The sequence below is a fragment of the Curvibacter microcysteis genome, from assembly GCF_028649455.1.
Lineage (GTDB): Bacteria > Pseudomonadota > Gammaproteobacteria > Burkholderiales > Burkholderiaceae_C > Curvibacter > Curvibacter microcysteis.
The window spans coordinates 211524-234313 of record NZ_JAQSIO010000001.1; the positions used below are offsets into that span (position 1 = coordinate 211524).

20 protein-coding genes are annotated in these 22790 nt (G+C 60.0%); 14 read left to right on the plus strand and 6 right to left on the minus strand.

What is annotated here, in order from left to right:
* Window positions 1-69: 69 nt before the first annotated feature.
* Window positions 70-1164 carry a ParB/RepB/Spo0J family partition protein gene (locus tag PSQ39_RS00890; protein WP_273924707.1) on the minus strand — a complete coding sequence of 365 codons (1095 nt, stop codon included), beginning with the start codon at window positions 1162-1164 and terminating at the stop codon, window positions 70-72.
* Window positions 1164-2378, minus strand: a complete 1215-nt coding sequence (locus tag PSQ39_RS00895; protein ID WP_273924708.1) for an AAA family ATPase — start codon at window positions 2376-2378, stop codon at window positions 1164-1166. Before PSQ39_RS00895 ends, PSQ39_RS00890 begins: the two co-directional genes overlap by 1 nt.
* A 650-nt stretch (window positions 2379-3028) precedes the next feature.
* Between PSQ39_RS00895 and PSQ39_RS00900 the strand changes: the two genes are divergently transcribed.
* The gene (locus tag PSQ39_RS00900; protein ID WP_273924709.1) at window positions 3029-4447 is read left to right on the plus strand and encodes a replication initiation protein; all 1419 of its coding nucleotides are present in this window, start codon (window positions 3029-3031) and stop codon (window positions 4445-4447) included.
* 380 nt (window positions 4448-4827) lie between these two features.
* On the opposite strand, the gene PSQ39_RS00905 is transcribed toward PSQ39_RS00900, so the two are convergent.
* Window positions 4828-5073 (minus strand): hypothetical protein, encoded by a 246-nt coding sequence (locus PSQ39_RS00905; protein WP_273924710.1) that lies wholly within the window; start codon window positions 5071-5073, stop codon window positions 4828-4830.
* An 891-nt stretch (window positions 5074-5964) separates the two neighbouring features.
* Here PSQ39_RS00905 and PSQ39_RS00910 point away from each other — a divergent pair.
* From PSQ39_RS00910 to maiA, 8 genes are all read left to right on the plus strand, one after another.
* Window positions 5965-7227, plus strand: a complete 1263-nt coding sequence (locus tag PSQ39_RS00910; protein ID WP_273924711.1) for an aromatic ring-hydroxylating dioxygenase subunit alpha — start codon at window positions 5965-5967, stop codon at window positions 7225-7227.
* Between the two features lie 2 nt (window positions 7228-7229).
* Complete coding sequence (locus PSQ39_RS00915; RefSeq protein WP_273924712.1) at window positions 7230-7703, plus strand: aromatic-ring-hydroxylating dioxygenase subunit beta; 474 nt, start codon at window positions 7230-7232, stop codon at window positions 7701-7703.
* 9 nt (window positions 7704-7712) lie between these two features.
* Window positions 7713-8027, plus strand: a complete 315-nt coding sequence (locus tag PSQ39_RS00920) for a non-heme iron oxygenase ferredoxin subunit (protein WP_273924713.1) — start codon at window positions 7713-7715, stop codon at window positions 8025-8027.
* 28 nt (window positions 8028-8055) lie between these two features.
* Window positions 8056-9333, plus strand: a complete 1278-nt coding sequence (locus PSQ39_RS00925; RefSeq protein WP_273924714.1) for an NAD(P)/FAD-dependent oxidoreductase — start codon at window positions 8056-8058, stop codon at window positions 9331-9333.
* A 99-nt stretch (window positions 9334-9432) separates the two neighbouring features.
* Window positions 9433-10140: a fumarylacetoacetate hydrolase family protein gene (locus PSQ39_RS00930; RefSeq protein ID WP_273924715.1), complete on the plus strand. Its 708-nt coding sequence runs from the start codon at window positions 9433-9435 to the stop codon at window positions 10138-10140.
* Window positions 10141-10170: 30 nt separating this feature from the next.
* Window positions 10171-11295 carry a cupin domain-containing protein gene (locus PSQ39_RS00935; RefSeq protein WP_273924716.1) on the plus strand — a complete coding sequence of 375 codons (1125 nt, stop codon included), beginning with the start codon at window positions 10171-10173 and terminating at the stop codon, window positions 11293-11295.
* A gap of 98 nt (window positions 11296-11393) precedes the next feature.
* The gene (locus PSQ39_RS00940; RefSeq protein ID WP_273924717.1) at window positions 11394-12395 is read left to right on the plus strand and encodes a Bug family tripartite tricarboxylate transporter substrate binding protein; all 1002 of its coding nucleotides are present in this window, start codon (window positions 11394-11396) and stop codon (window positions 12393-12395) included.
* A gap of 2 nt (window positions 12396-12397) precedes the next feature.
* Window positions 12398-13036 carry a maleylacetoacetate isomerase gene (maiA, locus tag PSQ39_RS00945; RefSeq protein ID WP_273924718.1) on the plus strand — a complete coding sequence of 213 codons (639 nt, stop codon included), beginning with the start codon at window positions 12398-12400 and terminating at the stop codon, window positions 13034-13036.
* A 3-nt stretch (window positions 13037-13039) separates the two neighbouring features.
* Here maiA and PSQ39_RS00950 read toward each other — a convergent pair whose 3' ends face one another.
* A complete protein-coding gene (locus PSQ39_RS00950; RefSeq protein WP_273924719.1) occupies window positions 13040-14026 on the minus strand; it encodes a 2Fe-2S iron-sulfur cluster-binding protein in 987 nt (328 codons plus the stop codon).
* Window positions 14027-14123: 97 nt separating this feature from the next.
* On the opposite strand from PSQ39_RS00950, the gene PSQ39_RS00955 reads away from it, so the two are divergent.
* The 4 genes from PSQ39_RS00955 (at window position 14124) to PSQ39_RS00970 (ending at window position 20254) form a co-directional block, all read left to right on the plus strand.
* A complete protein-coding gene (locus PSQ39_RS00955; protein ID WP_273924720.1) occupies window positions 14124-15053 on the plus strand; it encodes a LysR family transcriptional regulator in 930 nt (309 codons plus the stop codon).
* Between the two features lie 561 nt (window positions 15054-15614).
* Window positions 15615-16814 carry a GAF domain-containing protein gene (locus PSQ39_RS00960; protein ID WP_273924721.1) on the plus strand — a complete coding sequence of 400 codons (1200 nt, stop codon included), beginning with the start codon at window positions 15615-15617 and terminating at the stop codon, window positions 16812-16814.
* A gap of 188 nt (window positions 16815-17002) precedes the next feature.
* Window positions 17003-18745: a GMC family oxidoreductase gene (locus tag PSQ39_RS00965; protein WP_273924722.1), complete on the plus strand. Its 1743-nt coding sequence runs from the start codon at window positions 17003-17005 to the stop codon at window positions 18743-18745.
* A gap of 57 nt (window positions 18746-18802) precedes the next feature.
* Window positions 18803-20254: an aldehyde dehydrogenase gene (locus PSQ39_RS00970; protein ID WP_273924723.1), complete on the plus strand. Its 1452-nt coding sequence runs from the start codon at window positions 18803-18805 to the stop codon at window positions 20252-20254.
* Between the two features lie 209 nt (window positions 20255-20463).
* Here the strand turns inward: PSQ39_RS00970 and PSQ39_RS00975 are convergent, their stop codons facing one another.
* On the minus strand, window positions 20464-20940 hold the full coding sequence (locus PSQ39_RS00975; protein ID WP_273924724.1) for a YybH family protein: 477 nt from the start codon (window positions 20938-20940) through the stop codon (window positions 20464-20466).
* A gap of 151 nt (window positions 20941-21091) precedes the next feature.
* On the minus strand, window positions 21092-21772 hold the full coding sequence (locus tag PSQ39_RS00980; protein ID WP_337961924.1) for an NADPH-dependent F420 reductase: 681 nt from the start codon (window positions 21770-21772) through the stop codon (window positions 21092-21094).
* Between the two features lie 42 nt (window positions 21773-21814).
* Here PSQ39_RS00980 and PSQ39_RS00985 point away from each other — a divergent pair, with 42 nt between their 5' ends.
* Window positions 21815-22702 (plus strand): LysR family transcriptional regulator, encoded by an 888-nt coding sequence (locus PSQ39_RS00985; protein ID WP_273924725.1) that lies wholly within the window; start codon window positions 21815-21817, stop codon window positions 22700-22702.
* Window positions 22703-22790: the final 88 nt, after the last annotated feature.

The window sequence follows — 22790 nt, forward strand, 5'->3', positions numbered from 1 at the left end:
ATCTCACGTCTTCCTGAAGTAAAAAAGCCTCCGTTTTCACGGAGGCTTTTTCATTCGGTGGCTTTGTACTTATTTAGCCAGAAACTCTTGGAGCAGCTTCAGCAATTCCTCTTGTCGTGCGGCGTTCAGGGCCTTGTCCAGGCGAATGTTTGTTGTTCCTCGCGGGCCTTCGCTCATCGAGCCAACAGTTTGTTCATTCACCAAAATAGCGCGCTCTGTCCAGGCAGGCTTGGTTGCCGGCGTGGACAGGCCGTCTCCCATGAGTCCTGCCAGGATCTCCTTGGCGCTCAGAATTGAAGCTTTTCCGCGAAGCGCCTCAGCCCTTGCGATCACTCCTTCTGGATCTTTTTGCTGCGCTTCGCTCAATGGCTTGGCCCAACGGTATTGAAGATCCAGTGGCGAGGCAAACGCATTGACAACCGCTGCAGGCAGTCGCGCAAGCGCCAGGGCTTTCCCCACGTCCCCAAGGTCACGACCAATGGCCGCTGCCAATTGTCGATTTGAGGCATACAGCCCTTGATCAAGGGCTCTTGCATACATCATTCCCTGTTCCCAAGCAGAGAGGTTTTTTCGGCTTCTGTTTTCGCGTTCCATCTGCACAAACAAGGTTTGTGCATCGATGGGCTCAATCATCGCCAAAACAGGAAGCCCCAGCTCCAGGCAAGCGCGGTGACGGCGATGCCCAAAGATGATCTCGAACATCGGCGAGCCATCGGCAGGGGGGTTGGACGGTCCAACCCCCGCTTCTTGGTGCAAGGGTCGAACCTTGATCGGCTGAATGTTGCCACCAGCGCTGAGCAGTTCAGCCTTCAGTTCTGCGAACTCAGGCCCACCGAAGTTGCTTTCATGTCTGTTGGCCCACACCGATGGCACGATCAACTTGGGATCGATGAGTTTCGCAACTTGCGCGTCCTTGAATTCAGCCAGGCGCTCTTTCAGACTTTCTACTTCTTTGATCGCACTGGATTGCTCGCGCATGAAACCAAGCATTTGCCCCGGCGCGGTTTTCGTTCTGGTGTTGGCATTGGCCTGGGCGTTGTTGTCTGCCAGGCTAGAGGGCAGGGGGGTTGGACTGTCCAACCCCCTGCCCACGATCACGCTGGGTTGCGGCTGTCCCTTGGGGATGCCAATCATGATCGCTTTCTGAAGAAGCTTCTTGCCCATTACTTACTGCCTTTCTTTGTTTTCTTCGGGGTGACCTCTCCAACTTGTTTGCGCCAAACGGAATGAATTGAAGCTTCAACATAGCTCACAAACATGTCATAGGCGTCCCGTGCACGTTTGAAGGTTTTTGCAGCACCGTCGTATCGATTGACGTCGTACACAGTCCCGAACTCGATGCTTGTTGTGTCCACGACCGTGGTTTTGGGGATTTCCACAGGCAGCACTTTTTCGGCATAGGTGGACTGGATCCATTGGCGAACAATCGCTGAGTTCGCATCGGTTGTGACGCGCGACAAGAGAATGGAGATGAAATCAAATTCTTTGGTCAGTCCTCTTTTTGTGATGAGCTCGTTGCTCAAATCGGAGAACAATGACCAAAACTGCGCTGCTGACGCAAAGTCCAACGCATTGGGTGGCAAGGGCATCACGATCCCATTCGACGCCATGAAAGCATTGATGGTGGTGTACGAGAGCGAGGGGGGCGTATCAATGACGATGACGTCGTATTCAGCTCGTACGTCATCGATCCCATAGTGAAGCACGTTCCAAAATTCGAAACCGTCTTCGCTTGTTTGGCGGGCTGGCAATGCGAACTCAGCGCCAAACAGAACAGGCGCAGCGGCTACCAAGTCGATGCCATCCCAATAAGTGGGACGGATCGCATATCGGATCGATGTTTCAGATCCCATCGCAAGAGGAAGAATGGTGTCTTCCTCTTCCACTTCGGTGTCTGGCAAGATCCCAAACAAGGTCGTCAACGAGCCTTGTGGATCGGTATCGATGACGAGTACCCTGTGACCACGCAACGACAAGCCTTGAGCCAAGGTCATTGCCGTTGTTGTCTTGCCCACACCACCTTTGAAGTTACCAACAGAGATCGTGACTGCTTCTGCGCCTTCTGGTCGCAGCCGATCCTTGTGATACTCCTTGATCCACGTCCTTGATTCAGCAAGCGTGAACTCCCGCCGATTTCCAGATTCGTTCAGGGTTCCAGTGGGCAGGTCGCCTTTGTTGAGACGGTGGGCAAACGATCCCTTTTCAATCCCCAGCAGGGTTGTCAGTTGCGACAGATTGAAGTTAGGTGCTGCCTTTCTAGCTGTGGGTGCCAGCATGGCAGTTCTGATCATCTCCATCATCTCAACCGCCTTGGTTGCTTGGTCAGAGATTTGACCGAGTGAGATGGTTGATGACAATGCAAGTAGTGGTTTGGTCATTTCTTCGTAGCTCCTGGATTTCATTAGTCTATCTGCAACTTAACGGATTTTCGCTTCTGGCGCAGGATTTCGTTAAGAGAACTCGCTTGTGCTTGTTGTAGGTCTACTTCAACAGACATTTTGGGAACTGTTTTACACAAGATTGGCTGGCAATAGCTTTAGGAAAGTTCTATTTCTTTAAATACTTTAATACCTTTAGGTGCGATTTTTTTGTTTAAAATCAACAACTTAGATCAATCCACGTGAAGGTTTCCGGGGGTGTTCGGAGGAAAAACAGGGGATGACGGAGCGGACTCGGGGTCGGCCGGAGACTTTGCAGGTTCCTCCGTGAGGGAGATCAGGAAGTGCCATTCCTGTTATCCACAGCCCTTTTTTTCCGCTTAAAGGCCGTTTTTGCCAGCCTAGACGTGCGAGTTTTCGGGCACTCAGCTCACAGCGCCGCAAGGCCAGGCTCCGAATCCACCAGGGCGCCTTGTTTTTGCACCATCACGGTGCCTTTGCGGAGGTGTTGTGTTTTCAGGTGAGTGTTTTCAGGAGACGTTTTCCCGTGGCGAATCCCCTGACGTGCGTGTTTTCGGGGGGCGTGTGCTGGTGTTGTGGGGCTGCATTTGATGTGAAACGCCGCTTCACGTCAGATGTATGATCTAGCCATGAGTGAGCAAGAAGATCAGCAGGTCGTTGAAGCGGGGAGTGCAAAGAAGCGCTCCCCACGTCGAGTCCGTGCGTTTGTTGCTCAACCCGTGGTCACGTCGCCTCAGGGGCCATTTGCATCGGACGAGCTGCGTAAACCCGTCAATACCCTGGCCATCGTGCCTCAGTCCAAGAAGATCACCCCGCTTTTCCGCAAGGCGTACAACGTCATGCTTTTTCTGGCTCAGGAGCAGGGCATCGAGAAAGATGTCTATCGGGCGCCTTTGTCCGAGGTGCTCTCTGGTTTGGACTTTGACTCGCATGACACTGCTTTGGTCAAAAAACACTTTCGAGCCATGGCGACAACCGCTGTCGAATGGCAGTCGCCCACGACAGGGGAGGGCGCCAACTGGGCCATCTCAGGCTTGATCGGACATGCCGAACTGAAAACGGAGCGCAACCAGACTTGGTTGGAATGGTCTTACTCCGTCAAGCTCAAGCATGAGCTTTTGGAGCCGAGCGTCTTCGCCAGACTTTCGATTGAGATCATTTCTCAATTGCGCAGTCATGCTGCGATTGCCCTGTACGAGATCTGTGGACGGTACAGAGACATCGGACGCACCTCCCGGCAGCATTGGAGTTGGTGGCGGCCTGTTCTGTCTGGCAAGCCGGAGACAGATAAGCAGAAAGAACTGGAATACCGGTTCTTCAAGCGAGATGTGCTCAAGCCAGCGATCGCTGAGTTGAACGCGATGAGTGACCTGGAAGTCGAGCTGGTGGAGTTCAAACAAGGGCGGTACACGGCTGATTTGCAGTTCTCTATCAAAAAGAAGAAGCAAGCCAACCTGCCGCCCACCAAGGCACCCAAACCGGTTGACCTGTCACTGATCGTGAGTGCGGCAGCGCTTGGGGTCGATGAAGACCGCGCAGAGCAGATGCTGATTGACTATGGACCTGAAGCACTCAAGGAAGGTCTGGCGTCGCTCGAGCGTCGAATTGCCACGGCGTATCCAGAACCTTTGAGAGATCCGACGCGTTACCTCAAGTCGCTGATGCCCGCGGATGCGACCAAGGTCGTCAAGAAGCTTCCATTGGACAAGGCGGAAGCCCAAGCAAGTGAGGTCGCTCACAAAGAGGCCCCCGTGCAAAGACAAGCGGCTTGGACCGAAGAGTGGCTGAGGCTGCGCAAGCAATCGCTTTTGGATCAGCTTGAAGCCCTCTCCGAAGAAGAGCAGGGCGACATGGAGGCCGCTCTTCTGGCCGATATGGATGCGCGCAATGCCCACCCTTCCTTGAAGAAGCGTTTGCAGATGAGCGGCTGGCGGCATCCCATGGTCCGCCATGAGATGGTGCGCTTTTATGCCTTGGCGGTGATTGGCGACGGTTGGGACAAGCCGAACGCCGAGCAATTGTTGGAGATTGCGGCGAACATGTCTTGAAGCGCCGCTGATCTCAAAGGACGATCTGCGCTCTTTAGAGAGCGGCACGGTCAACCTCAGCCATTGACGAATCCGAGGTTTCGCCGACTTTCAGAGCAGGTGTCCTCTGTCTTGTGCAGGCAGGCAGCCTGTGCCTCTTCAAAAGTTCATGGACCTGTCGATGGAGCGATAGCCAAGTTGCCACCGAGTCACTTTTTTCGAGGCCGTGCTTGGCGTCAGCTTGTGACTTTCCCATGGACGGCGTCAAGGTACAGGCGCGTGTCCTGGGGGATCCTCCAAATCGAACGACCTGGAGGTAGTTCATGCATGGTGTTCAGAGACTCGCCGTGTTAGTCATCGCAGAGGCAAAGCAGATCGAGCTCATCAATCCATGCGTCCCCTCAAGTGATCTTGAACACCGTCCGCACCGTCTTCCCGCCAACCTTGTGCTCGTAGGCGGCCCACTGCTTGATGCCTTTAACCAGCACCCCTGAGCTCACGTCGCGCACCGCCTTGCCTGCCTTGCGTTGCGCAGTGACCCAATCTTGGATGTGCGGGTAGAAGGTGCCTTCGGGGCCGCTCGGGATCAGCAGGTGCTTGCCGGCCACTTGGCCGGAAGGGGTCACGGTGAGTTCAGTGGCGGGCATGGACAGGTGAGGGGCGGGACGATTTGGGGGAGGGCGCTGGAAGCGAACCGAGCAGGGCAGGGCGCCGTGCTGCAGGCGGCCATTCTAGGGGCGGTCGGTCTGCTGTGGTGGCATCAGGGCCAACCAGGAGCGCCCACCCCGACCAGAGCCTGAAACCCATGGCCTTCCATGGAGCGCGCCAGCGTCTCAAACGCCTGAAACCAGCTATCGCCGTCAGATTCCAATAGAACGCCCGCCCGGTCTTGAACGCCATCGGTGATGCTGATGGCAAATGGAGGCGTTTGTTCGTTCGTCCTGGCTGGACCTGAGTGGCGCCAATTGGGAGCCCCGCAACCCCGCGCAACCCCAGCGCTGCGCCTCGGTGGTCGTGACGCCTTCACGCACGCCTCGTCGGCGGGGCCGCTCTCGGCCTTGAAAAGGTTGATGTGGCGGCCACAGCGCCGACCGGGGGATGGGAGCTTGATTGCAGAAGAGTCCATGTGTCCACCCAAGTGAGTGATTGGTGGGCTGGATCCTCAGGGTGCGTAGACAAGTTGGACGGATGACTTGGAGGGGCGCTGACCTCCGGGCCCCCCGGACCAAGGGTGATTGCGCACCATGTGCCCCACCGCTTCAAACGTGACAAGCAGGGGCTGGGCGCCACGCGTTGGACGCGGCGAGCCGCGTGCGTGCGCAGTAGCGCTTCTTCCAGCAGCCGCTTGAGCGTGGGGTTCCGAGAGGCTCCGTCACCCCATCACGCATCAGCTGCCAATCAAGTGATATTCAAGCCAGTGATATTAAACATCACAGCCGTTCCATTGACTGATATAGCTGCAGCGCGAATGATCTCCCCCATGGCGCCGGATGTACACGCACCGGTGCCAAACGGCTTTCAAAATCAAGGAGACGCCCATGCATGAATGCCCCGTCACCGTCTTTCCGAAGCAGATCAGCTGGGAAACAGACGGCACCAGTCGCATCCCTTTTCAGGCCTATACCGACGAAGCGCTGTACCGCAAAGAACTGGATCGCCTGTTCTACAACGGTCACTGGTGCTACGTTGGACTGGAAGCAGAGATCCCCAACGCCGGTGATTTCAAACGCACGGTCATCGGTGAGCGTTCCGTCCTGTTGGTGCGCGACAAGGACGCCTCGATCCACGTGGTTGAGAACGTCTGTGCGCACCGCGGCATGGCCTTTTGCCGCGAACGCCATGGCAACCGCGACAGCCTGACCTGCCCCTACCACCAGTGGAACTACACCCTCTCGGGCGACTTGCAGGGGGTACCGTTCCGGCGCGGTGTCAAACAAGATGGCAAGGTCAATGGCGGCATGCCTTCGGACTTCAACCCGGCCGACCATGGCTTGACCAAGCTCAAGGTGGCGACCCGCGGCGGCGTGGTGTTCGCTTCATTCGATCATGGTGTTGAGCCCCTGGAAGACTTCCTGGGGCCGGAGATGCTGGGCTACTTCGATCGCTTGTTCAACGGCCGGCAGCTGAAGATCCTGGGGTACAACCGCCAGCGCATTCCCGGCAATTGGAAGCTGATGCAGGAGAACATCAAGGACCCGTATCACCCTGGTCTTCTGCACACGTGGTTTGTGACCTTTGGGCTCTGGCGCGCGGACAACAAATCACAGCTCTTGATGGACGCGCAGCATCGCCACGCCGCCATGGTGTCCACCCGTGGCGCTGCAGGCAAGGCGGCGGATGTGACCCAAGTCTCCAGCTTCAAGGCCAGCATGGCCCTGAACGATGCACGCTTTCTCGACATCGAGCACGAGGCCTGGTGGGGCACACCGACGGCCGTGATGATGACGGTGTTCCCCAGCGTCATCTTTCAGCAGCAGGTCAACAGTGTGTCGACGCGCCACATCCAGCCTGACGGAAAAGGCGCTTTCGATTTTGTTTGGACGCACTTCGGCTTTGAAGACGACAGTGAAGCGATGACGCAGCGGCGCCTGCGTCAGGCCAACCTGTTTGGCCCGGCCGGCTTTGTCTCGGCCGACGACGGTGAGGTCATCGAATGGTCGCAAGAAGGCTTCGAGACCAAACCGGCACACCGCACGCTGGCGGAGTTGGGAGGGCGTGACGTCGGTGACACCGACCACATGGTCACGGAGACGCTGATCCGTGGCATGTATGAGTACTGGCGCAAGGTGATGGAGGCTTGATCATGGAGTTTCAGACGTACTACGAATTGACGCAGCTCTATGCACGGTATGCACGGGCCCTCGACGCCGCCGATTGGGAGGCTTGGCCTGAGTTCTTCACCGATGACTGCGTCTACAAGCTGCAGCCTCGGGAGAACCACGAACGTGGCTTTCCCCTCGCCACCCTGGCGTTTGACAGCAAAGGCATGTTGAAGGACCGGGTCTACGGCATCCGCGAGACGCTGTTCCACGACCCGTACTACCAACGCCACGTGGTGGGCGCGCCACTGGTTCATCAGGTCGACGCGGAGGGCCGCATCCACAGCGAAGCCAACTACGCGGTGCTGCGCACCCGCTTGTCGAAGGAGTCGACCGTGTTCAACGTCGGGCGCACCATTGACGAGGTCGTTCGCACGCCCGAAGGCCTGAAATTCGCATCGCGTCTGGTCATCTATGACAGCGAGATGATCCCCAACTCGCTGATTTACCCGATCTGAGGAACCCCCATGACAACGAACTGGATTGATGCCGCCGCGCATGAAGATGTGCCTCAGGACGACGTGGTGGGCCTGCTCATCGCAGGGCGTGACATTGCGCTGTACGGCGTGGCCGGCGAGGTCTTTGCCACCGACAACCTGTGCACCCACGGCAATGCGCGCTTGTGCGACGGCTTTCTGGAAGGCCATGAGATCGAATGCCCCCTGCACCAGGGCAAGTTTGATGTGCGATCCGGTCAGCCCACTTGCGCGCCGGTGACGGAGCCGCTGCGCAGCTACCCCGTGAAGATCGAGGGTGGCCGCGTCTGGCTGGCCCTCGACTGAACGCCGCAACGCTCTCAAGGAGACCCCCATGAATGCTGAGCGACCTGAGGTCGCAGCTGCTGCATTGCCGAATGAAGCTGCTGATGCCCCCCAGATCACCACCGTGGTGATCATTGGCGCCGGACAGGCTGGCGGCTGGGCTGCCCAGACCCTGCGCCGCGAGGGCTTCACTGGCCGCCTGGTGCTGGTCGGTGACGAACCCCATCCGCCGCATGAGCGGCCTCCCCTGTCCAAGGCGGTGTTGTCCGGCTCAGCCGGGCCGGAGACGACGCTGCTCATGAAGCCTGAAGCGTTCGACGCCTTGGCGGTGGAATGGCGCCCAGGCATCCAGGTGCGCCGCATGGATCGGGCCGCCAAGCAGCTCTTGCTTTCTGATGGCGCGGTGTTGCCCTACGACAAGGTCATCTTGTGCACCGGAGGCCAGGCGCGTCGACTGGTGGCGCCAGGCTCGGACCAGGTGCCGCTGTACACGCTGCGCACCCTGGAGGACGCGCAAGCACTCGCCCCTGAATTTCGGCCAGGGCGCCGCGTGGTGGTCGTTGGCGGTGGCTGGATCGGTCTGGAAGTGGCGGCGACGGCGCGACAGCAAGGCGCGGACGTAGTCGTCGTCGAAGCCCAGGCGCGCCTGTGCGAACGCACCGTGCCTCCGGAGATTTCTGACTACCTGCTGGCGCTGCACCGCTCGCATGGCACTCAGGTGTTGCTGGGGCTTGGCGTCGAGGGCTTGGCCCGAGCGGCGGATGGCCGCTCGCAAGTGAAGCTCACCGACGGCAGCGTTCTCGCAGCCGACACCATCGTGCTGGGCATTGGCCTGGTGCCCAACGACGCACTGGCACGCGAGTCAGGCCTGGCCTGCGAAGGTGGGGTCCTGGTGGATGCCCAGTGCCGCACCTCCGATCCGGACATCCTTGCGGCGGGTGACGTGGCCGTGACGCCGAACCCATGGGCCGGCCGCCGCTTGCGCCTCGAATCATGGCAGAACGCCCAAGAGCAGGGCATCGCTGCAGCGCGCTCGGCGCTCGGCCTCGCCGTTGACTATCAGCCCTTGCCGTGGTTCTGGTCCGACCAGTACGACATGAACTTGCAAATCTACGGCGTGCCGACGCCCGAGCACCGCGTGGTGCGGCGGGGCGACCAGGACAGCGGCAGTTTCATGTTGTTCTACCTGGCCGGCGACGTGATTCAAGCCGCCATCGGACCCAACGCCGCCCGCGATCTGCGCTTTGCACGGCGCTTGATCGAGCAACGCAAGCCCGTGGACACCGAACGCCTCGCCGATCCGGGCGTCCCGATGTCCAAGCTGTGACCCCGTGCTGGACACGTTGAGCGGCCATTCCGGCCAGCTCATCGGGGGCCGACGGCCAGCCTCGCCACAACACCCTACCCACATGAAAAGGAAAACCCCATGACCTCCACGACCTACCTCTGGACCCCACCGCCCGTGTACTCGCTGCCCGTGCGGGGGCGCAGCGAGCGCCTGCCCATCCAGCGCTTGTTCTTTGTCGGCCGCAACTACCACGCCCACGCGGTCGAGATGGGGCGCCCCGTCGACAAGTCCGTTGAGGTGCCGTTCTACTTCACCAAGGCCCCGTCGACGCTGGTCGAGTCGGGCGCCACGGTGGCTTACCCCCCTGGAACGCAGGACTACCACCATGAGATGGAATTGGTGTTGGCCATTGGCGCGCCCGGTTTTCGGGTCAGCGAGTCGGAGGCGGCGGGCCTCATCTACGGCTACGCCTGCGGCTTGGACATGACGCGCCGTGACCTGCAACTCGTGGCGCGTGAAAAAGGCCGCCCATGGGACCTGGGCAAAGACGTCGAACAGTCTTCGGTCGTCTCGGAAATCGTGCCCATGCCGCAGGTGGTCTTGCAGCAGGGCGCCTTGGCGATGTCGGTCAACGGGACCGTGCGGCAGCACTCTGATTTGTCCAAGTTGATCTGGAACATCCCCGAGTTGATCGCCGATCTCTCCAAGTTCTACCACTTGCTGCCCGGTGACCTGATCTTCACGGGCACCCCTGAAGGTGTGGGGCCGGTGCAGGCGGGCGACCGTATCGACGGCCAGATCGAAGGCGTGGGCAGCATTGCCCTCCACGTCGGCCCGGCTGAGTGAGGTCGATTTGAACCACGGAGACAAACCGACATGACGACCCAGCCCACCCCTTCCCCTGTGCGCCTGCATGCTGTTGCCGGGCGCGGTCAACCGGATCCAACCCCCGAGCTGGAACAACTCTACCGAGGCTTCGAAGAAGAGTTGCTGGTGCCGCTTTGGACCGAGATCGGCGACCTGATGCCCCGACAACCGCAGTCCAAAGCGGTACCGCACCTGTGGCGCTGGGACCGCTTGAAGGCGCTCGCCGCACAGGCTGGCGCCATCGTGCCCGTGGGCCGTGGTGGCGAACGGCGTGCGATTGCGTTGGCCAACCCTGCCTTGGGGGGGCGTCCGTTTGCGACTCCGACCTTGTGGGCCGCCATTCAGTATCTGATGCCCGGCGAAGATGCCCCCGAGCACCGTCACACGCAGCATGCGTTTCGCTTTGTGGTGGAGGGCGAGGGCGTCTGGACCGTTGTCAACGGTGATGCCGTGCGCATGTCGCGGGGCGATTTCCTCCCACAGGCTGGCTGGCACTGGCACGCCCACCACAACGCCGCCACCGAGCCCATGGCCTGGATCGATGGTCTCGACATTCCGTTCTCGTATTACACCGAGAGTCAGTTCTTTGAGGTCGGGCGCGAGAAGATATCGCCCGAAGAGCGCACTACGGCGGAGCGTTCGTACTCCGAAAAACTGTGGGGCCACCCCGGGTTGCGCCCGGTGTCCATGACGACACCGCAGCCCGCGACCCCGCTGCTGGCCTACCGCTGGGTGGACACCGATCGGGCGCTGACCGATCAACTGGCCTTGGAAGACGCGGGGCAGCCGGGCACCTTGAGTGCGGGGCACGCCGCCGTGCGATTCACCAATCCGACCACCGGGGCCGATGTTCTGCCCACCATGCGCACCGAGATGCATCGCGTGCGCGCTGGCGGTGCCACGCGGGTCCACCGTGAAGTCGGTTCATCGGTGTTCCAAGTGTTTGATGGCAGCGGCAGCGTGACCGTGGGTGAGCGCACCTGGCAGGTCGCCCGGGGGGACTTGTTCGTCGTCCCGTCGTGGCAGCCCTTCTCAGCCCAGGCCTCCACCACGGGTGCGCTGGACCTGTTCCGCTTCAGTGACGCGCCGATCTTCGAGTCTTTGCACGCCCATCGGGCGCAAGTCTCCGGTTGATTCAGTGTGCCTCAGCCTCCGCGCCTTGCATCCATCCCCATCCATTCAGCCATTGCGAGAGTGGCCGTCAACGGCCCCCACGACCAGGAGACAACAACATGCTCAAAGCCTTCCGTCCGAAGCACCCTGCAAATGCCCTGCGCTTCGGCGCCTGGGCCCTGCTGACCGCTGCGATTTTTTCCAGCGCTCACGCTCAGACCTACCCCGCCAAACCCGTCCGGTCTGTGGCCCCGTATTCACCAGGCAGCGGTCCTGATGCCGTGATGCGCATCCTCAGTGACAGGTTGTCGCGCACTTGGGGGCAGCAACTCGTCATTGACAACAAGCCGGGGGCCAATGGATTCATTGCGATCAGTGACGCAAAGCGCGCCGCACCGGACGGCTACACAGTGCTGCAGGTCGACAACACCCACATGGCCCTGCAGCCGCATGTGTTCAAGCAACTGCCCTACGATCCGGCCAAAGACTTTGAGCCGGTCGCGCCGGTGTACTTGACCCATTTCTTTGTGGTGGTTGCCGCCAACTCGCCCTGGAAGGACGTGAGTGACTTGGTCAAGGCCGCCAAGGCGGCGCCTGGAGAAATCACCTACGGATCATGGGGCATCGGCAGCGTTGCCCATGTCGGCGCAGCGATGTTGGAAGCGGCGACGGAGACGCGGATGATGCACGTTCCTTTCAAGGACATGGGTCAGGTGTACACCTCTGTGGCCTCTGGCGACATCAAGTGGGCTTTTGGCACGGCGGCGACCGCAGGGCCCATGTTCCAGGCCAAGAAGGTGAAGTTCTTGGCTCTGGCGGCCCCCAAACGCCTGGCGGGCTTCACGGAGGTTCCGACTGTCGGCGAGGCGGGTGGACCGGCTGGTTTCGAAGTGAAGACCTGGGTCGGCATGTTCGCGCCGACCGGTACACCGAAGGCCGCCATTGACAAGATCAATGCCGATGTTGGCAAAGTGCTGTCCACCCCGGAGGTCAAGGAGCGTCTGGCCACCTTTGGCTTCGAGCCCTACATCGGACCGCCCAGTGAGCTCACCAAGGCCATCGAGCGCGATTCCCGTACCTTCGGCGATGTCGTCAAGCGCGCCAAGATCAGCCTGGATTGATGATGAAGCTCTACACCTTTTTTCGCAGCGGAACCTCGCACCGCTTGCGCATTGCTTTGAACCTGAAGGGCCTGGACTGCGAGCAGGTCGCTGTCGATCTGCGGCGCGAGGAGCACCTTGACCCAGCGTTCAAGGCGATCAACCCGCAGCAGTTCGTGCCCGTCCTGGAGGCCGACTCGCATCGGATGATCCAGTCGCCCGCGATCATAGAGTGGCTGGAGGAACGGTATCCCCATCCCCCCCTGCTGCCGGCCGCCACGCAAGACCGTGCACAGGTGCGAGCGCTGGCGGCGATTGTGGGCTGCGATGTGCACCCCATCAACAACCGCCGCATTCTGGAGGCATTGCGCCACCGATTCGGCGCCGACGATGCCGCGATCAACGACTGGTGTGGCACCTGGATCAGCGCCGGCTTTGATGCCATTGAGTCGCTGCTGGCTAGTGAGCCTCGGCGTGGTGACTACTGCTTTGGTCACGCCCCGACACTGGCGGATGTGTATTTGATTCCTCAGGTCGAGAGCGCTCGCCGTTTCAAGGTCGACTTGGCCCGCTGGCCGCGCGTGCAGGCCATCGACGCCGCCTGCGCTCAACTGGACGCTTTCCGCAGGGCGGCGCCCAGTGCCCAGCCAGACGCCCACTGAGCGTCAGTCGGCTTGCATGTAGAAAGCCTCGGCATGGAGGTGGACGGCCTCCATGCCCTTTCTGAGGGCCAGCAGGGTGGTGCTCTCCACCATCGGTGGGGATCCGCAGACATAGGCTTGCCAGCCCTGCAGACTGGGGTGGTCTTGTTCAATGGCTTGGGTGACCAGCCCACGCCGTTGCTGGTGGACGTCGGCTCCCGAAGCCATCACGACGTGTACTTGCAAGGACGGATGCGTGCTGCGCAGCTGATCAAGCCAAGCCAGGCCGTACATCTCACGGGGTGAGCGCACCCCCAGGTACAGGTGAATGGGGTTGCTCATGCCTGCGGCCACGGCCCCCCGGACCACTGAGAGCACGGATGCCAGCCCCGTCCCACCCGCGACGCACAGCAGGGGACCGACAGGTTGATGGCGCAGGTAGGCGGCGCCGAGCGGCCCGCTGATCTTGACGCTGTCGCCCACTTTCAACTGTGTGGCGATGTAGTGGCTGACCCGCCCCTTGGGCATCAACTGAACGTGGAACTCCAGCACCTGTTGCCCTGGCAAGTTCGCCATCGAATAGGGACGAATGTGGGCCGGGGTGAAGGCGATCTGCACGTATTGCCCCGGTGAGAAAGCAATCGGTTTGCTGACCTTGATCAACAGGCGTCGGATGTCGGCAGCGAGCGGCTCAATGGCCGTGACGACCCCCTTGGCCACCCGGGCTTGGTGCACCACTGCCTCCTCCGGCGCTGGCACTTCGATCGTGCAGGGTTCAGTCACATAGGTCTGGCAGGCGAGCACGCCGCCATCCACGCCATCCAAGGGGCGTTGTTGCTCCCGTCCACCGTCAAGCACTTCGCCATCAATGACCCTGCAACGGCAGATGCCACAGCGTCCGGAAAGGCAAGAGTAGGACATGGGAACCTGCGCCGCGCGGAGGGCTTCAAGCAGATTCACGCCTGGTGTCGCGCGGATCACGCGGTTAAGAGGCTGAACAAGGATGTCCATGGCAGCTTGCGATCAACGTCATGGGGGTCATTGTGCCCAGAAATCACAAGCTGCAATACCATAGTCGATTAATATCACCTGGGCTGATGGAGTGGCGATGGAGCTATCGGATATCGATCTGAACCTGCTGGTTCTTTTTCAGCAACTCATGGTCGAGCGGCGTGTCTCCAAAGTCGCTGACAACATGGGCCTCACACAGCCTGCCGTCAGCAATGCGCTGGCCAAGTTGCGCCGTCTCTTTGACGATGAGTTGTTCTTGCGCACCTCCGGCGGTATGGTGCCCACGCCCTTTGCCGAGCAACTCAGCGAGTCGGTCGGCTACGCGCTGGGCATGATTCACAGTGGCCTGAACCAGCGGACACAGTTCGCACCAGCCACGCTCAAACGCACCCTCACCATCGGCATGACTGACATTGGTGAGATTGTTTTTTTGCCGGCCTTGCTGGAGCGTTTGGGCCGGGAGGCCCCCGGCGTGATGCTCAACACGGTGCGCAACAACGCAACCAACCTGCGCGAAGACATGGAGGCTGGCAAGGTCGACCTGGCCATTGGTCTGCTGCCTCAGTTGAAGGCCGGGTTTTTCCAGCGGCGGCTGTTTCGTCAACGCTATGTTTGCCTGTTTCGCCAAGGGCACACACTGGACCGGCCGAAACTGCTGCTTTCAGACTACAAAGCGGCCGAACACCTGGTGATCGTGTCCGCCGGCACGGGGCATGGAACAGTGGATGAACTGATACAAAAGGCGGGCATCGATCGAATGGTGCGCCTGAGCGTGCCGCACTTTGTCAGCGTGGGGCACATTTTGCAAAGCACGGCCTTGGTCGCCACTGTGCCTGAGCGTCTGGCCCTCAAGTTGGTCGAACCCTTCGGTTTGGTGTCACGCACCCATCCAGTGAAGTTACCTGAGGCCCCAATCAGCCTGTTCTGGCACGCGAAAGTTCATCGCGAACCCGTCAATCAGTGGCTGCGCGGCATGGTGTTCGAGTTGTTTGGAGGCGAGGGCAGTGTGATCAGTGGTTTTCATTGAAGCGTCTGTAGATCGACCGGGAGCGGGGCAAGCCTGGTGGTTCGACGGCATCCAACCCCGGTGGTAGTGGTTGGCTGCACGGGGCGTTGCCGGGACCCGAGTGATGCCGCATAGCCCATCCCTGGTGACCTGTGCCGCAGCCCGTATTCATCGGCGTGATGTGACCTATCAGGCACATTGCATAGACTGGGTCCGCAGGGGCGCTCAAAATAGTGCTTGCGGTTGAGGGGCTGGTAGTAGTACTCAGCCTGAATGGTGTTCTGGCTCCGAAGGGTAAGCGGGGCAGTTGTGGGTGCTTTCCTTTGCTTCAGCGAGAGGCAGTGAGTCATCACCCCTCGGCGGCCTTGCCTATTGACTTGTCACCAGGCCATTGAGTGGCTGGCCTTATGAACCTGAGCGGATGCTTGCACCAGTCACGGAGGCGGTCGTTTGCCGGTTCAAGGCCCCATGCCTCCTAACTTGGTGCGGCTCAACAGCTCCAACGCTTGCCCATCGAACGACTGGAATCAATCCAAGTGATGGCAGTTGAATTGACTTGCCAGAGATGATTGAAAAACGGCCATGCCATTGACTTCCCCCAATTTCCTGTCGCATGCAGATCGAGTGCTGGCGGCACGGCGACGTTACTTTGAAGAAGGCGTTTTGCCGACAGGCGTGGTCAGCGACGTCGTTTTTCAGTCATGGAACCGTTGCCATCGCGCCCACCATGAGCCGCAGAGTTCGATTGAGTTTCAGCCTGTCTCGGTTAGCCGCAGTCAGCTGGCACTGCAAAAGAACAGGGAATTGCATGAGGCCTGGCTCAACGAGCTACCCGGCATTGGCTCAGCCTTGGGGTCGACAAACTGTTCGGCCATTTTGACTGATGCGTCGGGGGTGCTGATTGGTGTCACACCAAACATCTGGCCTCATCTGAATGTCATGCCCGTGGCTCACCGCCTTGGTGTCAACCTCTCAGAAGAATTGGTGGGTACGACTGCACCTGGCCTGGTGGTCCGAACGGGCAAAGCCGCCAGCGTTCACGGTGCGGAGCACTTCTATGACTGCGTCAGCACCATGCACTGCACCGCCGCACCGATCCACAATCTGCAAGGGCAGTTGGCCGGTATTCTGGATATTTCGTGTGAGGGGCATCGTTTCCACTTTGATCCTGTCACGGTCGTGGGCCTTTATGCTGCGTCGATCGAAAACCGCCTGCTGGTGGCGCAAGCCAAAGAGCACTTCATTGTCCGATTTCAGTTCGTCCCTGCCATGGTTGATACCCCCATGGCGGGCTTGCTGGGCTTCGATGAGTCTGGGGGGCTTGTTTGGCTCAATTCGATGGCCAGCACCTTGCTGCGCATGCCCATCGACCCTGCTGAACGAGGCCCCTGCACGGTAGAGGACATCCTCGAACTGAAGCCCTCGCAGATGAGGGCCTTGGCGAACGGTACCCTGAGTGAACTCTGTTTGATCCAGGGGCCTCATGTCCACCTGAGGTGCCATGCGAAAGCTGCTGCCGTCCCTCCCATTTCGACGGTTGCGCTGGCCTCCTTGTCACCAGCGCCACAGCCCGTGGGCTCGCTTGAAGAAGCTGTTTTGGCCGATGGCTACCTGCCTCCGAACAGCCTCAAGGAGGCAGACGCTGACCTGATACGAAAGTGCTTGGCCGAGTGCCAGGGCAATGTGTCTAGTGTTGCGCGCAAACTCAAAGTGTCGCGTGGTTTGATTTATCGCAGGTTGACGGCGTTGTCCATCGAACCCAGTCATTTCAAGCCGAAGTAGCGCTACGGGGTTCGCACGTTGAAGCGCCCCTCTGCCCAGCGTTTTCTGTTCCGTTACAGAACAAAAAAAGGCGGTGTATTCCCGATGTAGGTCTTCCACGATCGTTTTTCTAAAGTCTCGCCGGTTGCGATGGGCACACGCCGCAGCTATCGGAGACAGAGAAATCAACGGTCCGCAAAGGAATACAAATGGAATCCCGAACTGACAATCGTTTTGAGCAAGATGACGGATGGCTGGAGCGTCTGGAGCGCGCGTTGATCTCGGGGCGCTTGAATCGCAGGGGATTCATGCGTGCCGTCACGGCTGCTGGATTCGGGGCCAGCGGCCTCACCGCGCTCGCCGATCAGTTGGAGGCGATCCGCGCCAACCAGGTGGAGCGCACTAAGCAGCTTTTGCCTGCCTACGACTACGTGATCGTGGGCACGGGGACGGCGGCCTGCGCCTTGGTGGGGCGGCTGGCCGCCCGAAGGAATGCCACGATCTTGATAATAGAGGCGGGCGACTGGGACACTGCGCCGTCCGTGATGGACCCCACTGCCTGGTTCACGAACTTGGGTACTGAACGCGATTGGGGCGATGTAGCCATTCCCTCTTCCGGGACCAACCATCGGGCGATTCCTGAACACATGGGGCGGGTTGTCGGTGGCGGTAGCAGCATCAATGCCACGATTTGGGCGCGGCCATTCAAGCAAGATTTGGAGCATTGGGCCACGGTAAGTGGTGACCGGTCTTGGGGTTACGAAGCAGGCTTGGAGATCTACCGCCGCATGGAGAATTGGCAGGGCACACCCGATGCGCGCTACCGTGGGAAAAATGGCCCTGTGTGGTGCCAGCCCGCGAACAACCCCCATCCCCTGGCAACGACTCTGCTGGCGGCTTGCACAAGCCTGGGTTATCCCGTTTTGGATGATTTGAACGGGCGGCGTGAGGAAGGGCACATTGGCTTCGCCCTCATGAATCAGATCATTCGAGACGGTCGTCGCCAAAGCATGGCTCGGTCGTACCTGTATCCGGTGCTGTCCAAGCCCAATGTCACGGTCGCGGTCCAGACCCATGCAGACCGGCTTGTGCTCTCTGGCACCCGAGTGACCGGGGTTCAAATCAGCCGGGGCGGTGTGTCAAGCGTGATCAGCGCCAACAGCGAAGTGATCCTGTGTGCCGGCGGCATCAACACGCCCAAACTCCTGATGCTGAGTGGCATTGGTGACGCAGCACAGCTTCGGCAGCATGGCATCCGAGCAGTTGTCGACGCGAAAGAGGTTGGCCAGAACTTTCAGGATCACCTGCTCCACGGTGGCTGCATTTGGGAGCCCAAAGAGCACCTTCCTCACCGCAACAGCGCCGCCAACGCCTCGGGCTTCCTCAAGAGCCAGGCCCGCCTGGAGGCCCCCGATGTGAACCTGGTGCAAATCGAGTTGCCCTACGCGTCGGATGTCATCGGCAAGCAATATGCGCCCCCGAACACCAGTTGGGCGCTTTGCGCGGGGCTGGTAGCGCCCAAAAGCAAGGGGGAGATCCGCTTGCGAAGCGCGGATCCCAAAGACCGGCCGGTGGTCGATGCCCGTTTCCTGAGCCACCCTGATGACGTTAAAGCGCTGGCGTTTGGCATTGAGGTCGCCCGTGACCTTGGCAATTCCCCCGCCATGAAGGACTTCGTGAAGCGCGAAGTGGTGCCGGGGAAGAAGTTAACCGGCCAGGCCATGGAAGACTTTGTGCGCAACGGTGCGACCACTTACTTCCACCAATCGGGGACCTGCCGCATGGGCAGTGACGCGGCGGCCGTGGTGGACGCCAAGCTGCGAGTCAATGGCATCCAAGGTTTGCGGATTGCCGACAGTTCCATCATGCCCCAAATCGCGTCCGTGGCCACCATGGCCACTTGCGCCTTGATCGGTGAGCGCATGGCCGACATCTTGAGCCCCGCAGTTTGAGCGGAGCACCTGTTTCTTTCTTTTCCGTAACCCTGATTTGACAGGAAACCATCTTCTATGAAATCACAACTTTTGATTGACAACGACTGGGTCAATGCGCTGGGCGATGCCACTTTCGAGCGTCGACATCCGATCAGCAATGCCTTGATCACGGAGGCTGCTGCAGCCAGCGTTGAGGATGCCAAAAAGGCGGCTGAATCGGCCCAAGCGGCCTACAAGGCGTGGCGCTTGTCACCCCCCAGCGAACGTCGACGCTTGCTTTTGAAGGCGGCGGACATCCTGGAAAGCAAGACGCCGCAGTTCATCGAAACGATGGCGGCAGAGGTCGGGGCTTCGGCGCTGTGGGCTGGGTTCAATGTTCACTTGGCGGCCAATGTGTTCCGCGAAGCGGCCTCGCTGGCGACCCAGATCCAGGGCGAGACCATTCCGACCGACAAGCCTGGTGCCTTGTCCATGACGCTCCGTCAGCCGGTTGGCGTGATATTCAGCATGGTTCCCTGGAATGGCACGGTGGTGCTGGCGGCCCGAGCCATTGCTTACCCCATCGTCTGCGGCAATGCGGTCGTTTTCCGAGGCTCTGAGGTCAGCCCGAAGACCCATGCACTGATCGCTGAGGCCCTGGTAGAGGCTGGCTTCCCGCCGGGCGTATTGAATTACCTCAGCAATGCGCCTCAAACCGCTCCCGAGGTGGTGGATACGCTGATTGCACACCCAGCCATTCGTCGCATCAACTTCACGGGCTCCACCCGTGTGGGACGCATCGTGGCAGAAAAGGCCGCGCAGCATCTGAAGCGCTGTTTGTTGGAGTTGGGAGGCAAGTCCCCTCTGATCGTGTTGGACGATGCCCATGTGGATGAGGCCGTCAAGGCTGCTGTTTTTGGTTCTTTCCTGTACCAAGGCCAAATCTGCATGTCCACTGAGCGACTGATCGTCGACGAAAAAGTGGCAGATGAATTTGTCACCAAGTTCGCGGCACGGGCAAGTCAGTTGCTCTCTGGGGACCCCAGCGTTAACCCCCAGTGTGTCATCGGACCGATGATCAATCCTTCCTCTGGTGTGCGCATCAACGATCTGCTGCAAGACGCCTTGGACAAGGGCGCCAAGCTGGTCTGTGGTGGTGTGGCCAACGGAGCCGTCATGCCTGCGACCATCCTGGATCATGTGACCGCCAGCATGAAAATCTATGACCAGGAAACTTTCGGGCCTATCACCGTGGTGGTACGCGTCAAAACGGCTGCTGAGGCCATTGCGGTGGCCAATGACAGCGCCTACGGTCTCTCTTCAGGTGTGTTTGGCCGGGATGTGAATCGCGCTCTGGCCGTAGGGTTGGAGCTGGAGTACGGTTCGGTTCACATCAATGGGTCCACGGTTCAGAACGAAGCACAGGCTCCCTACGGCGGGACCAAGCAAAGTGGCTATGGTCGCTTCGATGGTCGGGCCGTCATCGACGAGTTCACCGAGCTCAAGTGGTTAACGATTGAGCCGCAGGAGCAGCAGTACCCGTTCTGACACGCTGTCTTCAGGCGATTCATGGGCACTGCCCATGGGACCGCCACAGCCGGTCGGCGGTAGTCCCCCCGGTGCTCCTCGCTCAGCGATTCCACCTGAGCGGGGCATTCTTGGGCGACAGGGAGTAAGTCATGCGGGGCGCGTGGCCATCAGCTGGGACCGCCCCGACCCAGGGTTCCCTGGGCTGTGATCCGAGGACGCTTGGTTATTCAGGGCGTCACGGGGGCTGCTGAGAAGCTGTAGTGGGAAAACTTCCACTGCCCATCGGCTTGCTTTTGCAGCAGAAATAGCTCTTTGAAGGCGGCCGGACCTGCTGCTTGGTGAGCGCTGTTGACCTTCATTGTTCCCGCAGAGTGGGTGCGCAGCAGAGCAGTGTTCTCGCTGAGTAGCTTGACTTCATCCACTTTGAAGTTCAATTGCAAAGTGATGGCTTTGAAGGTGGCGTCGTAGGTCGAACGCACCGCGGCTGCGCCGACGGCGGCGGGTGCATCGGGGGCCATTTGAACCCCCTCGGGCGTGTAGAGGCTGACGATCCGGCTGGTATCGCTGGCGTTCAGCGCTGCTTCGTATTGCGCCAGTGTCTGGAGAATGGCTTGTTCAGTCGGGGAGGCTGCGGCCAGCGACAAGCCTGGGACGATCAATGCGCTCAATGTGAAAGCGGCAAGGGTTTGACGAATGTTCAACATGATTGATTTCTGGGGGCGATGAAAACTTGGTGATGTGCGGCGCTGCGCCGGGTGGGGTTGGCCGCACCCAGCGGGCCGAGTGGGCTTGCGACAAGACCCCTTTCTCAGGGGAACCGGGGCAAGCGAGTACGCGCTGAGGGTCAGCTCTGCGTTACACCTGTACCCAGGCTGGCGCGATACCGACGCCGCGGCCGAGGAAGAAGCCGAAATGGATGTTCATCTCACCAATCGGTTCGATGAAGCGGCTGTTTCTCAGGGGCCCCGACTCTACCGGCTCAAACCGAGCGGTGCGAGCCAGCTCTGCCACGGTTGCTTTCGCATCTGCGTCATCGCCGGCGATAAAGACCTGCAAGGTCTTGTCTTGGCGCGCTGAGGTCTCCAGCAAGTTCGAGAAGATGGTGTTGAAGGCTTTGACCACTCGGGCCTTGGGCAGCAGCTTCTGAATCTCCTCAGCAGCAGATGTGCTGTGTCCCAGCAAAAGGTCTTGGAAGTCGGCCGTGATCGGATTGCTGATGTCCACCACCACCTTCCCCGCCAGGCCATCCGTTTGGCTCAGAACCTCTGCCACCGCGCCGTAGGGCAGTGCCAGGATGACGACCTCGCTGCACTGGCTGGCAGTCTCAATGTCTGTGCCGGTGATGCCTCGGCCTAGCGAGGCGGCCAGCATTGAGGCCTTGGTGATATCACGGGCGCCGAGGGTGACTTCATGGCCTGCGGCGGCCATTACGGCGGCAAGGCCGGTACCCATCTTGCCGGTTCCAATGAGACTGACTTTCATGTGTGTGCTCCTTGTTGAGATGCACGGACTGTAAGATTGAAAACCAATTGGGATAAATGCATAAAATGATGGCTAACTTGAAATGAATTGCTTCTAATGGATCGTTTTTTGAGCCTGCAGGTGTTCGCCAAGTCGGTGGAACTCGGTTCTTTCACCGCCGCGGCTGAAGCTTTGAGCATGTCCTCTCAGTGGGTGGGCAAGCATGTCCACGCCCTGGAGTCCCACTTGGGCTTGCGTTTGCTGAACCGCACGACGCGGCGCCAACACCTCACCGAGGCGGGTGAGGATTTTTACGAGCGTGTCAAGGTCATCCTGTCGGAGTTAGCTGCAGCTGAGGGGGCAGCTGCACAGACTCAGGGCACCCCTCGAGGTCGCTTGCGCATCAATGCCCCGGTGTCGTTTGGGGTGCATGCTTTATCTCGCCGTCTGCCCGAGTACCTGACCCGCCATCCGGAGGTCGCGGTGGACTTGTCCCTGACGAATCGATCGGTGGACTTGATCGACGAGGGGTTTGACCTTTGTTTTCGCGTGGGTGAGCTGTCAGACAGTGGACTGATCGCACGGCCGTTGACCCCGTACCGGCTGCGTTTGTGCGCGGCGCCCGCCTATTTGGCCGAGCATGAACCGATCACCCACCCCAGCGACTTGTCTCGCCATGAATGCCTGGGTTTTTCGCACAGCGACTTACGCCGCCACTGGCAGTTTGAGTCAGCGCAGGGCTTGGTCAAGGTCGAGGTGACCGGGCGATTGATGGCTGACAGCGGCGAGGCATTGCTGGCAGCGGCCCAATCTGGCATGGGCGTGCTGTTGCAGCCCAGCGAACTGGTGCAACACGATCTCAACCTCGGCCGCCTTGTTGAGGTCTTGCCAGACTACCCGGCGCCGACCCGTCCTTTTCACTTGCTCTACGCCCCAGACAGGCGCATGACCCCCAAGCTGCGCAGCTTCATTGACTTTGCTGTCGCCGCGTTTGGCAATCCCTGATGAAACTGCCTGCCTCTGGCCAGGCCCCGCACGGACTGCCACTCCGGCCGCACATTCGCTGGTCTGCTTGTGACCCAGGTGTGGCTGG